The sequence below is a fragment of the Streptomyces flavofungini genome (genome assembly GCF_014650815.1).
GTDB lineage: Bacteria > Actinomycetota > Actinomycetes > Streptomycetales > Streptomycetaceae > Streptomyces > Streptomyces flavofungini.
In genome coordinates, this window is the sequence record NZ_BMVR01000004.1 from 122,470 (window position 1) to 137,045 (window position 14,576).

Genomic DNA, 14,576 nt, shown 5'->3' on the forward strand with positions numbered 1-14,576 from the left:
CCTCCCCGGTGCCGGGCGAGGAGAAGATCTTCATGTGGATCTGGCGGGGCTAGTCACCCCGGGCTCTGCCAGGGCCAGGCGGAGATCCCGCGCCCGCCCGTCACAGCCGAGCTGTTCGTACAACTCCAGCGCGTCCTCCGCGAAACCCCGTGCGGAGGGCGCGTCCTGCGTGTGCGGGGCCGTGCGGGCCAGACCGTCGAGGGACGTGGCCGCGGCCAGCGGGCTGCCGACCTCGCGGGCCAGGCGCAGCGCCTCGTGGAGCGCGTCGAGCGCCGCCTCGTACCGGCCGAGCAGCCGCAGCGCCGTGCCGGTGCCGAGGAGCGCGGCCTGCACGTCGAAGGGGCTGCCGATGCTACGGGCGATGCGCTCGGCCTCCGCGAAGTGCCACAGCGCCGCGCCGGGCCGCCGGTTCGCGGTGTACGCCGAGCCCAGGCTGATCAGGGTGTCCGACTCGCCGCGCGCGTCGCCCGCCGCGTGGTAGCTGGTCAGGGCGCGGCGGAAGTAGGTGAGGGCCTGCTCCACCTGGCCGGTGGCCTGGCAGACGCTGCCCAGGTTGGTGAGCAGGTTCGCGCGCTCCTGGCGGCCCCCGACGCGGTGCGCCAGGCGCAGGGAGCGCTCGAAGTGGGCGCGGGCCTCCTCGTGGCGGCCGTCGAGGCGGTGCACCTCGCCCACGTTGTTGAGGGCCCGCAACTGGCCGTAGAGGGAGCCGGTGCCCTCGTGGATGCGGAGCATCGTGCGGAACTGTTCCAGGGCCTCCCGGTGGCGGCCCGCCGCGTGCAGCGCCACCCCCATCATGTTGGCCACGTCGGCCCGGCCGCACGGGTCGTCGACCCGCTCGTACAGCGTGTGCGCCGCCCGCAGCACCCGCAGGCACAGGCTGCCGCGCCCCGCCGCGAAGTGGGCCCGGCCGGACTGGAGGAGGGCGTCCGCGCGGCCGCGTACGTCGTTCAAGTCCTGAAAGAGCAACAGCGCCTCGGTCGCCCGGTGCAGGGCCTTCGCGTGGTCCTTCTGCGTCAGTACGTCGGCGTGCTCGACGAGGGTGCGGGCCAGGGCCACCCGGTCCTCGCGCAGTCGGGCCGCGGCCACCGCCGCCTCGAACAGCTCCGCCGCCAGGTCCCAGGTGCCCCACAGCCGCAGGGACTTGGCCAGGACGTGCGGGAACAGCACCGCGTGTTCCGGCGACTGGGCGGCGGCCGTGCGGGCCACGGCCAGGAGATTGCCGCGTTCGACGCTCAGCCAGGCGGCGGCCTCGTCCGCGCCGTCGGCCGCGTCGGCCGCGTCGGCCCCGGCGTCGCCGAAGCGGGGCGCGTACGGGCATGTCAGGTGCGGGCCGGGCGGCAGGACGCGGTGGTGCGGGTCGATGCGGACGGACGCGCGGTACGCCCCCGTCAGATAGCAGTTGAGCAGCCGCTTGAGGGCCGCGCGGCGGGTGGACTGCGGCTCGTCGCGGGTGGCCATGCGCAGGCCGAAGGCGCGGGTGAGGTCGTGCAGGCGGTAGCGGTCGGCCACGGGTTCCTCGACGAGATTGCGGTCGAGGAGCTGATCGAGGATCTTGCGGGTGCGGGCGGCTTCCCGCGGCGGGTCGGGGACGTCGGCCTCGTGCGCGCGGCCGGTGCCCTCCGCCGCGAGCGCCGTCGCCGCGCGCAGGGTGATGTCCGGGCCCGGGTGGAGCGCCAGGCGGCGCAGCAACCGCGCGGCCTGCGGCGGCAGTTCGGTGTACGAGAGGGAGAACGCCGACGCCACCGCGTCGCTGTCGAACTCGTCGAGCGGATCGGCCGCCTGGACGAGGCGGTCCGTGAGGTGGTCCAGGCTCCAGGAGTCGCGGTGCCGGAACTGGCTCGCGAGGAGCTGCAGCGCCAGCGGGTGGCAGCCGCACGCGGCCACCGTCCGGGTGAGCCCCGAGGCGTCGGCGGGCAGCCGGCCCGCCCCGGCGACCCGTGTGAACAGCGTGGCGGCCTCCGCCGTGGACAGCACCTCCAGGTACAGCGGCGTCGCGCCGGCCAGGCCGGTCAGCCGGTTCCGGCTGGTCACGAGGACGCGGCAGGACGCGGCGCCGGGCAGCAGCGGGCGGACCTGCTCGGCGTCGCGGGCGTTGTCGAGGACGACGAGGACGCGCCGCCGCGCCGTCCACTCCCGCCAGCGCGTCACGCGGGCGTCGAGCGCGCCGGGCAGCTCGCCGGTGAACCCGGCCGCGTGCAGCAGGACGGCGAGGGCCTCCGCCGGGTCGTACGGGGGCAGGGCACCGTACCCGCGCAGGTCGACGTAGAACAGGCCGTCCGGGCAGGCCGCACCCAGGCGGTGCGCGGCGTGCAGCGCGAGCGCGGTCTTGCCGACACCGGGCATGCCGTGGATGACGGTGAGGGGGAGGGAGGTGCGAGGGGTGGGGTCGGCGGGCCCGGGGTCGGCGAACTCGCCCAGGAGCACGCGGAGTTCACTGGCCCGACCCGTGAAGTCCCGGATGTCGCGGGGGAGGTTGGAACGCGGCCCGCCGCCTTCCTGGTCCCCCTTGTCGCGCCTGGCGGGCTGGTCGCGCTTGTCGCGAACGGCGTCCTCCTGGCCGTCCTTCTCCGGGGCGCCGTGGGGCGAGTCCGGCGCGTGCGGCTCCCCGACTGGCTCGGGGCTGGCGCCCGCGGCCAGGGCGGACACCGTGGACAGAGTGTGCCCCCGGGAATCCGGCGTGGTCGTCATCAGGACGCGATCCTGTTCGAGGATGCGCAGATGCAGCTCCTGGAGTTCGGAGCAGGGTTCGATGCCCTGGCCGCTGTGCAGGCGGGCGCGGGTGGCGCGGTACAGGCCGAGGGCCTCGTCGTCGCGGCCCGAGCGGTACAGGGCCAGCATCAGGGCGGCGATCACCCGCTGGGCCAGGGGGTTCTGGGCGGCCAGCTCGCGCAGCTCGCCGATGAGGTCGGCGTGCCGTCCGAGGTCGAGCTCCAGGCGGATGCGTTCCTCGCGCACGCGGCGGTGGTCCTCCAGGAGGCGGGCGCGCGCCGACCGCGCCCAGGCGCCGGTGAACTCCGTCAACGGCTCGCCCCGCCACAGGGATTCGGCGGTGCGGAGCAGGTCGACGGCGGCTCCGCTGTCGCCCTTCCTGGCGGTCACCGCGGCCTCGGTGCGCAGCCGCCGGTAGCGCAGCAGGTCGACGGCGTCCGGCGCGACCCGTAATCGGTACAGGCGGGGCGCGTACCGCTCCAGGAAGGCCTGTTCGCCTGCCGCCCTGGTCAGCCGGGAGCGCAGCCGCGACAGATAGCTCTGCAGCGTGTCCTGCGCCGTGCGGGGCGGCTCGTCGTCCCACACGCGGTCCATCAGCGTGTCGACGGAGACCGGCTCGCCGTGGGCGTGCACCAGGACCGCGAGTACACAGCGTTCCTTCGGCGACCCGAGCTCGCAGCGTCGGCCGTCCTGCCAGAGTTCGAGCGGCCCGAGGGCCCGTAAGTCCACCGTCACCCCCGATGGGCGCACGCCCGGCGGGCACACCGCGCCGCCGCTGTCGGCGGTTCCGCACGCGTGTCCCTGGGCGGAACATTCCCCCGCCCTGCCCGGTGAACCACAACAGGCGTTGCGAACAAGGGAGTTGAGGCACAGGTGGTGCGCGCCGGTGCGAGCCGGAGCGCTGGCGTATGCCGTCGGCGAGCGGCACTCGGACTGCAGGATTCCTGCAACCCGGCCATCCAGTCCCCCCAGGCACGCTGTGCGCGTCCGAGCGAACCGCCGAGCCGACGGCGGACAACTGGAGAAGCCAGAGAACCGGGGGACACGAATCATGAGCGTGACCATGTGGGAAGCGCACGGGCAACCGGTGCCCGTGCGCCCGGACGTAGCGCGCTGGGCCACCCGCCCCGTCCGGCGCCGCGTACTCGCCGTGGTGCACACGGTGACGTCGGGGCGGCGGCTCCTCGACGCGGTGCGGCTCCTGGAGGGCGACTGGCGGGTGCAGGTGTTCTTCACCGCGGCGCCCGACGTGTTCAGCGGCGGGGTGCCCGAGTTCCTCGACGAGCTGCGGGCGCTGGTGCTGCCGTGGAGCCAGGCCGTGGGGACCGTCTTCGACCTGGCGCTCGCGGCGGGCCACGGGGGCCTGCACGAACTGCACGCGCCGGTGGTCGTGCTGCCGCACGGCGCCGGACACAACAAGATCGTGCGGGCCCGGCGGGGCGGGGCCGTCGCGGCGCGCGGTGTGTACGGGCTGAGCAGGCAGCGGCTCGTACGGGACGGCTCGGTGGTCCCCGAGGCGATCGTCCTCGCGCACCGCGAGGAACTGGCGCGGCTCGGCCGCGAGTGCCCGGAGGCGGTGCCGGTCGCGGAGGTCGTCGGCGACCCCTGCTTCGACCGGGTCACCGCGAGCAGGCCCGCGCGGGCGCTGTACCGGCAGGCCCTGCGGACCGGGGCGGGGCAGCGGCTCGTCCTCGTCTGCTCCACCTGGGGCCCGGGGTCGCTGCTCGGCTCGTGCGGCCGGGAGCTGATCGACCGCCTGGTGGCGGAACTGCCGCCCGAGGACTACCGGGTGGCGGCGCTGCTGCATCCGCACGTGTGGCACACCCACAGCGAGTGGCAGGTCCGCAGCTGGTTCGCGGGGCTCGGCCGGGGCGGGCTCGGCGTCGTCAGCCCGCGCGCGGACTGGGTGGGGGCGCTCGTCGCCGCCGACTTCGTCGTGGGCGACCACGGGTCGGTGTCGCTGTACGGGGCGATGACGGGGCGGCCGGTGCTGTTCGCGTGCCTGCCGGACGGGGATGTGGATCCGGGCTCGCCGATGGCCGAGCTCGCTTCGTTCGCGCCCCGGCTGCACGACGACAAGCCGGTACGCCGCCAGCTCGCGCGCGCCGCCGCGACGTACCGCGCGGACCTGCACGAGCGCGTCGCCGCCCGCATCAGCTCCGAGCCCGGCCGCTTCGCCCGCAAGATGCGCGCCCTCCTCTACCGCAAGCTCCGCCTGCGCCCACCCGGCGCCCTCCCGGCCACGGACCCGGCCCGACTGCCGCACGTCCTGGAGTACGACGAGCCGGGGAGCGTCGTGTCATGCCGCTGACGGCGTGGGTGACGACCGTGGCCGAGGCCAGGTCCGTCGAGCGGGTCCGGGTGCGGCTGCGGTGCCCGGAACGCGGGCCGGACTTCGTGGACGAGCACGTACGCGTGGCGCTGCCCGCGCCGGGTGCGTGGGCGCGGGTCGGGGACGTGGTCCACGAGGGGTCGGCGGCGCCGTGCCGTCCGGGGGTGCTGGCCGCCCGGTACCCGGGCGCGCTGGTGGTGGCCGCCCATGACGGGGGCGTGTGCCGCCTGCGGGTCGGCCCGCGGGGGGCCGCTGTCGTGCTGCGGGGGCCCCGGTGCGGGGGGCCGGGGGTGCTGCCGTGGCCGGTGTGGGCGTCGCTGGTGCACGCATTGGTGGTGGCGGGGGTTCCGGTTGGGGGGTTGGGGGTGGTGCGGGTGCGGCTCACCCTTCCGGCGGCCCGGGCAGGGACGCCAGGCGGGACCGTGCCGTCCGGGCGTCCGGAGAGGTGGCGCGGCCTGCCGTGCCGTAGAGGGTGAGGGCCTCGTCGTAGTGGGAGCGGGCCGTGGCGGGGTCGTTCCGGTGTTCGGCCAGTTCCGCCAGGGCGTGCAGGGTGCGGGCCGTCTCGTAGGCGGCCGACATGGCGCGCAGAGCGGTGAGGGCGGGGGCCAAGTGGGCCTCGGCCAGGTCGGGTTCGTCGCGGGAGAGGTGGGCGCGGCCGAGGAGGACGGACGCGCGGGCCGCGTTGTACGTGTCGCCCGCCTCGCGGAGCGTCGTGTGCGCCGCCGTCGCGTGCCGGGCCGCCTCGGTCGGGCGGCGGCGGGTGAGGGCCACGTCGGCGAGGTTGAGGCGGGCCAGGCCGCCCGCGCGGACGTCGCCGACGCCCGGCAGGGCCTCCGCCGCCCGGGTGAAGTACCGGGCCGCCTCGTCGAGTCGGCCCAGGCGCTGGTGGGCCAGGCCCCGGTAGTTGAGCGTACGGGCGTGGCCCAGCGCGTTGCCGTCGGCCCGGAACTGGCGGGCCGCGCGCTCGAACATCTCCAGGGCCCGCTCGTGGCAGCCCGTGCCCAGCTCGCCCACGCCGCCGGAGGTCAGCATCCGGCACTGCGCCGCCGTGTCGCCGAGCCCCTCGGCCGCGGCCAGCCCCTCCTCGTGCGCGGCCCGCCACTCCGCGTAGAACTTGCGGCGCAGGAAGAGGGGCCACAGGGCGTCGGCCAACTGCCAGGTGATGGTGGGGAAGGCGGTGCGCCCGAGGCGTAACACCGCCATCAGGGTGGGCAGTTCACGCTCCTGCCAGTCGAGCGCCGCCTCCGATCCCGCGCCGAACTCCTCCGTGAGCACCGGCCCGGGGCCGTGGTCGCGGGCCATCGTGCGGTGCTGCGGGTCGACGGCCCACTCCGCCTCGGTCGCCGTGGCGAGATAGTGGTCCGCGATCCGGCGCAGCGCCGCCGCCCGCTCCCACGGCGGCTCGTCCTGGACCGCCTTCGCCGCCGCGTGCAGGCGTACGAGGTCGTGGAAGCGGTGCCGGTCCTCGTCGGCGTCGGTGAGCAGGTTCGCCTGGTGAAGGAGGTCGAGGAGGGCGAGGGCGCGGGCGGCGCCGGGGGCGTCGGCGGCGGGCGCGGCCCGCGCGGGCGCTGTCGGTGCCCCGGCGCCATCGGGTGCGGTCCCGGGTCCGGGCGGGGGCGGTGTCCCCGTGTCGTCGGGCGGCGCCCCCGCGCCCCCCACCGCCGTCCCCGGCCGGGCCAGCACGGCGATCGCCACCGCGTCCCCGAACTCCGTGCCCGGATGCAGCCCCAGCAGCCGGTACAACCGCGCCGCCTCCGGCGGCAGTTCCTGGTACGTGAGGTCGAGTGCCGCCCGGACGTTGTGGTCGCCGTCGATCGCCAGCCCCTCCAGACGGTCGTGCTCCTCGGTGAGCGCCCGCACCATGGTGGTGATCCCGCGCCGCGGCCGGGCCGCGAGGCGCGCCCCCGCGACGCGCACCGCGAGCGGCAGGCCGGCACACAACTCGACCAGGGCACGCGCCTGTTCGGGCTGCGCGGCGACGCGGTCGTCGGCGAGCGTGGCCGCGAGCAGTTCCACGGCCTCGTCCACGCCCAGTGGTTCCAGTTGCACCGAGTGGCAGCCGTCGACGGTCAGGCCGGGCATCCGCCAGCGGCTCGTCACGGTGGTGACGCTGGGGCCGCCCGGAAGGAGCGGCCGGACCTGCGCGGCGGACGCGGCGTCGTCCAGGAGCACCACGAGGCGCAGTCCCGACGCCAACGAGCGGTACAGCGCGGCCCGTTCGGCGAGTCCGGCGGGGACCTGCGCGGCCGGTACGCCGAGCGCCCGCAGGAACCGGCCGATGACCTCGCCCGGGTCGGCGGGCCCGCCGGGCGACTGCGCGCCGAGGTCCGCGTACAGCTGGCCGTCGGGGAAGTCCGCGCGCAGCGCGTGCAGCCAGGCCAGCGCGAGCGCGGTCTTGCCGACACCGCCCAGGCCGCTGACCGCGACCAGCGTGTGGTGGCCCGCGTGCCCGGAGCGGCGCCGCTGGCGTTCGAGCAGGCCGAGTTCGGCGGTGCGGTCGGTGATGCGGGTGGCGGGCGGCAGTTGCCAGGGCGGGTGGGGCGGCGGCTGCGGGGCCGTCGGAGACTGGATGTGGATGCCGCCGTACACGGTCTGCGCCTGTACGGCAGGACCGTGCACCGTCCCGCTCAACTCGTTCTGGCCGCCCTGCTCCTGCCCCCGCACCGAGCACCCCCTCCACCCACGTACCGAATCGCCGGGAATCGGCCCCCGTTCAGGGCATCCTTTCCGTACAGGCGAGCGGTATCCGCGGTGCGGACGGGGGCGGGGTCCAGGCGGCCGAAAGGTGCCGCCTTTCGGCGCGGGGACGCGGTGGGCCCCCGGGGACGGGGCGCCGTCGGACGGGCCGGTCGAGGGCGACCGTCAGCGGAACGCCACCGTCAGCCACGGACTGTCCGGATCCGTCGTCAGCGCCCGATGCGCCCGCAGCACCGACGTGTACCAGGTGCCGAACTCCTCCTCGTCGAAGTGCAGGCAGCGGCCCAGGATGTAGCCCGCGGAGAACTCCTCCCAGGTGGCGTACGCCGCACGGGCCTCGTGGGAGGCGCGTTCGAGGCCGGTGACCAGCTCGGCGTGGGTGGCGTAACGGGCGCCCCGGCCCCAGCGGGCCATCTTGGAGGCGCGGCCGAGGTCCCAGGCCGCGACGGTGGCGACGTGGCCGTCCGGCGGCAGGAGCCCGTCGGCGCGGAAGCGGGCCTCGTAGCGCAGGACCTTGCCGACCAGGGCCCGCAGGGCGTCGACGAACTGGTCGAGTTCGGGGTCGTCGCCGGGGCGGTGCGGGACGTCGGGGCCGCCGGTCTCCACGACGCGGTTGCGCAGGGTCACCTCGACGCAGCGGCGCCACAGCTCCGCGTCCAGCGGCGGGCCCTGCTCGGCGAGCACGGCGGTGCGGGCGCCGAGGACGAAGTCCCAGTACCAGGGGCTGACTTCACGGTTGAGGAGCCGCTCCTGCACGCCGTGCCACTCCTCGCGGTCCCGCACGCCCCACCACTCCTCCAGGCGCGCCACCTCGTTGCTGTAGCCCGCGCCGTGCCAGTCGAGGGTGTTCCAGGGCGCGCCGTTGGCGAAGCACAGGTGGGCGCCGCAGGCCAGGCCGTGCAGGACGGGGCCGTCCGGCGCCCCGGTGCGGCGGGTGTCCACGCGGTCGTCGACGCGGCCCGGGCGGTGGTGCTCGTCGTGCAGGTCGGCCCAGACCTGCCGCTCCTCGGCGGTGGTGAGGTAGTACTGCTCGCAGGGCGTCTGCGTGTTGACCACCATGACGTCGATCTGGCCGGGGCCCTCGGGCCACTCCCGGGCGAGCGTGCCGAGCGTGACGTACTCGTACACCACGTCGGGGTGCGGGCGCGGCAGCAGCCCGGCCGTGTACACCTGCGCGACCCTGCGGCCGTCGGGGACCTCCACGCTGAACAGGGCCGGGGCGTCCGGCGCCGCGGCGAAGTCCGTGAGCAGCACCGGGCGGTACAGGCCCTCGACGGCGAGGGCCCGCAGATAGCCGTAGCCGTCGTCGGCCTCGATCAGCTCGTACAGGTGCTCCTCCAGGTCGGCGGGCGCCTGCCAGCGGGTGCCGTCCTGCGGCGCCTGGACGACCGGGAACACATCGTCGTGGTAGTCGTCTTCGGCTGCCGCGTACATGGCCGGATGCTCGCTTCCGTGCTGGGGATGATCTTTCCCGAACGGTATCCGACGGGGGCGGGAGGGCCGGCCTCAGTGCGTCGGCCGCCGCCCCAGTCCGTTACTCGGCCGCTGCCCGCCGCCTCAGTCCGTCACCCGGCCGCCGCCCGCCGAGTCAGTCCGCCACCCGCAGAGGCAGTGACTTCAGGCTGTTGATGAAGTGCGACACCAGCCGCCGCGGCACCCCGGCCGGGCGCGGCTGGGGCACCGCAGCCAGGAACTCCTCGTAGAAGACGGCCAGTTGCAGCCGCGCGAAGTGCGCGCCCAGGCAGACGTGCGGGCCGCCGCCGAACGACACGTGCGGGTTCGGCGTCCGCCGCAGGTCGAGCCGGTCGGGCTCGGCGAACACCCGCTCGTCCCGGTTGGCCGCCGCGTGGAAGACGACGACCTTGTCGCCGCGCCGGATCCGCACCCCGGCAAGCTCGGTGTCCCGGGCCGCCGTCCGCCGGAAGGTCAGCACCGGCGGATGCCAGCGCAGCAGCTCCTCCACCGCGCCGGGCACCGGCGCCGCCCCCGTCCGCAGCGCGCGCAGCTCGTCCGGGTGCTCGACCAGGGCCAGGACCCCGCCGGGCGCCGCGCCGCGCACCGTGTCATTGCCCGCGACGGTGAGCAGGAAGAAGAACATCTCCAGCTCGCCCGCGGCCAGTTCGGGTGTGGTGGCGAGCGCCGTGAGGAGGTCGTCGCCGGGGTGGCGCCGCTTGTGCGCGGCGAGTTCGGTGGCGTACGCGAACATGTCCGCCAGCATCGCCGGTGACCGCGGATTCACCGGCCGCCCGTCGGGGCCGAGCGTCGGCTCGCCCGCTTCGTCCGGGTCCTGGTAGCCGATGACCCGCTGCGTCCAGTGCAGCAGCAGCTCCCGGTCGCTGTCCGGCACGCCGAGCAGGTCCGCGAGGTTCAGGAGCGCGTAGTCGTCGGTGACCGCGGGGACGAGGTCGCAGGTGCCGTCCCCGGCGCGGGCCCCGGCCACGGCCCACCCGAGGAGCGTCCGGGCCCGCTCCCGGGCCCGCTCCTCGAAGCGGGCGACCCGGCGCGGAGTGAAGGCGCGGCTCACCGAAGTGCGCAACCGCCCGTGTCCTGGGGGATCCTGATTGAGCATCATGCGGCGGATGAACGGCAGATCTTCCGGGTCCGGGTCGCGGATCTGGGTGGCGCCGAGGCACGAGGAGTACGTGGCCGGGTCCCGGAGGACGGCCGTGACGTCCGCGTGCCGCGTCACCGCCCAGAACCCCGGCCCCGCGGGCCAGCCGAGCACGGCCGGCTCCTCCTGCCGGGCGACGGGGTGGTGGTCGCGCAGGGTGCGGTAGCGGTCGTACGGCACGCCGTCGGCGTACTGGCGCGGGTCGAAGACGTCGGGGAGCGCGGCGGCGGGCCCGGGCGGTGGGGTCATGCGCCGGGGGCCGCGGGCGCGGTCTCCGCCGCGCCGTCGTCGGCCCGCAGGAAGTCCTCCAGCGCGCGGATCAGGTCCAGCGGAGCCTCGTCCATCGCGTAGTGCCCGGCGCCCGGCAGGTCCACGAGCTCGCCGCGCGCGAAGGAGGCCAGCCAGGTCTGCCGCATCAGGCCCGCCGACAGGGCCGGGTCGAGGGCGCCGGTGACGGCGAGCGCGGGCACCTGGCAGTCGGCGAGGCGCGCGTGGAAGTCGTCGCCCGTCCAGGAGTCGAGCCAGGCCCGGAACGCCTTCGTGTCGCTGCACGCCAGGGACCGGGCGACCATGCGGTCGAGCCAGGCGCCCGGACGCACCCCGCCCGTCGTCATGTCGATGATGACGCGCCGGTGCTCCGGCCGGTGCGCGGCCGACGCGAACAGCTCCGCCTGCTCGGGCGGCAGCGGCAGGCCCGACGCGGGCACCGGCGAGATGCCCACGAGCCGCCGCACCCGGTGCGGCGTGAGCGCCACCACGCGCTGCGCCACGCTCCCGCCCATCGAGTGTCCCACCAGCGAGAACCGTTCCCACCCGAGCCGGTCGGCCAGGTCGATGAGGTCGGCGGCGCCTTCGGCGGTGGTGTACGAGCCGACGGCGTCCTTGGCCTCGCCGTACCCGCGCAGGTCCACCAGGGCGTACTGGAAGGCGCCGGTGTCGAGGTCGGCGAGCAGCGGCGCGTACGCCGAGCGGTCCGCGAACCAGCCGTGCACGGCGATGACCTTGTGCGGTCCGTCGCCGACGAGCTGATGGGGAAGGATGAAGGCGGTCACGACGGTCACGATGGCCGGGACCGGCGGGTCGCGCAAGAGTGCGACGTGGTCCGTGGGCCGGGTGTGGCGGGGTGAAACTCCCGGTGGATACGGGAAGTTGGCCGACTTCCTGCGGGCGGTGCTCGCGGATGGTCACAATGTGGCATGGCCATCCGCCACCTCAACTACCGGCTCGACGAGGAGCCGGTCACCGGAGCAGTCCGGCTGGTTCCCGTCCCTGTCCCGCCCGCGTCACCTGTCCCATCCGACCCACCTGACCCGGTCGGCGCACCGGTCTCCGTGCCCGCGCAGGCGTCCGCCCCGGCAGCCGAGGGGGCGGCCGGGCCGGGTTTCCCTTCGACCTCGACCTCGGCCTCGACCTCGGCCTCGACAGCGGCCTCGACAGCGGCCTCGGCAGCGGTCTCCGCGGCTGACGCGGAGGTCGCCGAGTGGGTGGTGCTGGCGATCGGCGCGGGGTGCGGGCCGGACGCGGGCGCGTCCGGGCGCGCGGCGCCGTTCAGCTTCAGCAGGCTGCCCGACGGCGCCAGCCTGCTGTGCCGGACCGCCGCTGCCGGACGCGGCGTGCGGGCCATCCACCTCACCGGGGCCGACGCGGCGCGGTTCGCCGAGGAGTGGCCGGTCACGCTGCTCGCGGCCGGGGCGGCGCTCGAAGCCGACGCGGGCGTGGGCGGTGCTGAACTCCCGGGCGCCGACGGCCCGTTCAGCCGCGCCCGGCTCACCGCGTTCGCCCGCGCGCACGAGCCCCGCGTGGCCCCCTTCCTCGCCGACGTGCGCCGCCTCTTCGACGACCCGGCCGGGCGCCAGCTCGTCGTGGCCGAGGAGAGCCCGGACACCGTCGCCCGCTGGATCGCGCTGGCCTGCGCCTCGCTGCCGCCCGCCTACGTTCCGTCGCTGACGTTCACCACCCGGGCCGCCGACCCCGCCCGGGCCCCGCAGCACATCATCGGCATCGGCCCCGACGCCGACTTCGACCGCTTCGACGTCACCACGCTCGATCACCTGTACCGGGTCCACGACGGCATCGACGGGCCGGGGAGCCCGGCCGCCACCGACCTGTGGGCCACGTGGACGGCTCGGCTCTGGGTCGCGGGGGTGCCGTTGCCCCGGGCCGCGGGGGACGCGGGCGGAGTCGTCGCAGCTCGCGACGGGGTCGACGGCGCCGCCGACCCCATGGCCGCGTCCGGCATCGACCCCACGGCCGAGTCCGCCGCCGCTCGCATGGTCAAGTCCGGCGCCGTCCACACGTCTGAGTCCGGCGGCCACCCCACGGCCGACTCCGACCCCATCGCCGACCCCGACGCCGACCACTTCTCACCGACGCGCCTCGTGCCCGCCCTGCTCGGCGGGGGCCTGCTGTCCGGCCGCGATGTCGCCGCGCTGACGGGCGACGCACTGCGGGACGCGGTGGCCGCGCTGGTGGCGGCGGTGGGCGTGAGCGGCGGGGGGCCCTCGGCGGGTGTGGGAGGCCCTTCGCCAGGTGGCGTCGGCCTGTCGGCGGGCGGTGGTGATCCATCGGCAGCCGGCGACGGCGGCAGTGGCGGTGACGCGGGTGCCTCCGAGGCGGGTGCCTCCGAGGCGAGCGCCCCCGAGGAGGGTGCCTCCGAAGCGGCCGCACCAGAAGCACCTGCCGACATCCCCCCGCCCCCGCACACCGACGTCCCCCCACCCGCCGACCTCACCCGCCTCACCACCCTCTGCCAGGAGCTCCACACCCACGCCCCGGCCGCCGCCGCGCCCCTCGCGCTCGCGCTGGCCCGCCGCCGCCTCGGGGCCGCCCGACCGGGGGAGCTGCCGGGTGAACTGGGCGCCGTCTGCGCCGAGTTGCCGCTGGGCCGCGACAACGAGCGGGCGCTGCGGGCCGCGTACGGCGGGGACGCCGACGAGGCGCTGTGGCGGGCCCTGCGCAAGCCCCCGGCGGCCTGGGTGGAGCCGCTGCGGCTCGCGCTCGCGGTCCGCGCCGACGGCGGGCGCGGCATCGAATCGGCCATGAACCGGCTCGCCCGCGCCCTGCGCGCCACCGACGGCGCCGACCGCGAACAGGCCGTCCACGTCCTCGACGCCGTGGACTACGCCCCGCTGACCCGGCGCGTCCTGAAGCTGCTCGGCGCCGACGGCGGCACCGGACGGCTCGACCTGCTGCGGGAACTCGCCGCCTCGCCGCAGGGCGACTGGCTGCGCCGCAACCTGGACGAGAACTCGCCGCTGTCGCTGCGCCTCGCCGAGGCCGCCGCCCGCTGGAGCGGCCCCGGCAACGGGCTGCGTGGCATCGACCTGTTCGGCAAGCTCACCGAGATCCTGCCGGGGCGCCGCGTGAGCGACCCGGCGACGCTGCGGCAGGTGTGGCGGCTCGTCTGGCGCACCGGCGGCCCCGCACCCGACGAACTGCCCTGGGTCGCCCGCACCTGCACCGTGCCGCTGCTCGTCCAGGCGCGCCTCGGCACCCACATCACCGGCGTCGTCACCGCGCCCGACCGGATCGACCAGGAGACCGTCGCCTTCGCCCGCGACCTGCTCCACGACCGCGACCTGCGGCGGCACCAGCGCGCCACCGCCCAACTCCTCGTCCTCGCCCAGGACCTGGCCGACCAACGACTCTCCCTGCCGCAGAGCGTCCACCGGCTGCAGGCGCTGCAAGACGACGCGGCGCCCCTGGACGTCGCCGTCCGCCGGGGCGTGGGCGCCCTCGTCGCGCTCGCCCTCGTCCGCGCCGACGCCCACCAGCTCGCCCGCTCACCCGTGTTCGAGTACCTGATCTCCGAAGGCCCCGAAGTCCTCCACCCCTACCGGCAGTTGATGCTCGACGAACGCCGCCGCGACGAGCTGGAACGGAACCTCCCGCCACAACCCGAGGAGATCGGCGCGTACTACTACCTGTGGCGGCCCCAGCGGCGTCCCGGCGTCAGCCACGACTGGCGGCAGGTCGCCCAGGAACTCCTCCACGAGATCCTCGCGCCCGTCGTGGCCCGCCTCGACGAGCGGCGCCTCGGCGACGTGGCCACCGCCATCGTCCATCGCCAGGGCGAGGCCCGGCTGCAGGAGTGGAACGCCTGGCGCCACGGCTTCCGCGACGGGTAGCCGCCGCCACGCCCCGTCCGCCCGCCACGTCCCGCAACCGCGCCTCGTTCCCCGTACGTCACCTCGTACCGAGGAACTGTCAGCACGGACGAGACCGTCA

Annotated in this window: 7 protein-coding genes; 2 read left to right on the forward strand and 5 right to left on the reverse strand. The window is 75.9% G+C overall.

Annotated features, from left to right (window positions below; genetic code table 11):
* Positions 1 to 30: 30 nt before the first annotated feature.
* Positions 31 to 3,438 carry an AfsR/SARP family transcriptional regulator gene (locus IE274_RS10905; protein ID WP_190115461.1) on the reverse strand — a complete coding sequence of 1,136 codons (3,408 nt, stop codon included), beginning with the start codon at positions 3,436 to 3,438 and terminating at the stop codon, positions 31 to 33.
* Positions 3,439 to 3,760: 322 nt separating this feature from the next.
* On the opposite strand from IE274_RS10905, the gene IE274_RS10910 reads away from it, so the two are divergent.
* On the forward strand, positions 3,761 to 5,020 hold the full coding sequence (locus IE274_RS10910; protein ID WP_190115462.1) for a hypothetical protein: 1,260 nt from the start codon (positions 3,761 to 3,763) through the stop codon (positions 5,018 to 5,020).
* 402 nt (positions 5,021 to 5,422) lie between these two features.
* Here the strand turns inward: IE274_RS10910 and IE274_RS10915 are convergent, their stop codons facing one another.
* From IE274_RS10915 to IE274_RS10930, 4 genes are all read right to left on the reverse strand, one after another.
* Entirely contained in the window at positions 5,423 to 7,705 is a 2,283-nt protein-coding gene (locus IE274_RS10915; protein ID WP_190115463.1) for a tetratricopeptide repeat protein, read from the reverse strand.
* A 198-nt stretch (positions 7,706 to 7,903) separates the two neighbouring features.
* Positions 7,904 to 9,172: a DUF1266 domain-containing protein gene (locus IE274_RS10920; protein ID WP_190115464.1), complete on the reverse strand. Its 1,269-nt coding sequence runs from the start codon at positions 9,170 to 9,172 to the stop codon at positions 7,904 to 7,906.
* A gap of 154 nt (positions 9,173 to 9,326) precedes the next feature.
* Complete coding sequence (locus IE274_RS10925; RefSeq protein ID WP_190115465.1) at positions 9,327 to 10,598, reverse strand: cytochrome P450; 1,272 nt, start codon at positions 10,596 to 10,598, stop codon at positions 9,327 to 9,329.
* Positions 10,595 to 11,401, reverse strand: a complete 807-nt coding sequence (locus tag IE274_RS10930) for an alpha/beta fold hydrolase (RefSeq protein ID WP_190115466.1) — start codon at positions 11,399 to 11,401, stop codon at positions 10,595 to 10,597. Before IE274_RS10930 ends, IE274_RS10925 begins: the two co-directional genes overlap by 4 nt.
* Before the next feature lie 144 nt (positions 11,402 to 11,545).
* Here IE274_RS10930 and IE274_RS10935 point away from each other — a divergent pair, with 144 nt between their 5' ends.
* A complete protein-coding gene (locus IE274_RS10935) occupies positions 11,546 to 14,476 on the forward strand; it encodes a GTPase-associated protein 1-related protein (RefSeq protein WP_190115467.1) in 2,931 nt (976 codons plus the stop codon).
* Positions 14,477 to 14,576 lie beyond the last annotated feature (100 nt).

What these genes read in the sequence shown, in the direction of transcription:
- IE274_RS10910 (WP_190115462.1), top strand. Translation starts at nt 3,761, where the DNA reads ATGAGCGTGACCATGTGGGAAGCGCACGGGCAACCGGTGCCCGTGCGC.
- IE274_RS10920 (WP_190115464.1), bottom strand. Translation starts at nt 9,172, where the DNA reads ATGTACGCGGCAGCCGAAGACGACTACCACGACGATGTGTTCCCGGTC.
- IE274_RS10925 (WP_190115465.1), bottom strand. Translation starts at nt 10,598, where the DNA reads ATGACCCCACCGCCCGGGCCCGCCGCCGCGCTCCCCGACGTCTTCGAC.
- IE274_RS10935 (WP_190115467.1), top strand. Translation starts at nt 11,546, where the DNA reads ATGGCCATCCGCCACCTCAACTACCGGCTCGACGAGGAGCCGGTCACC.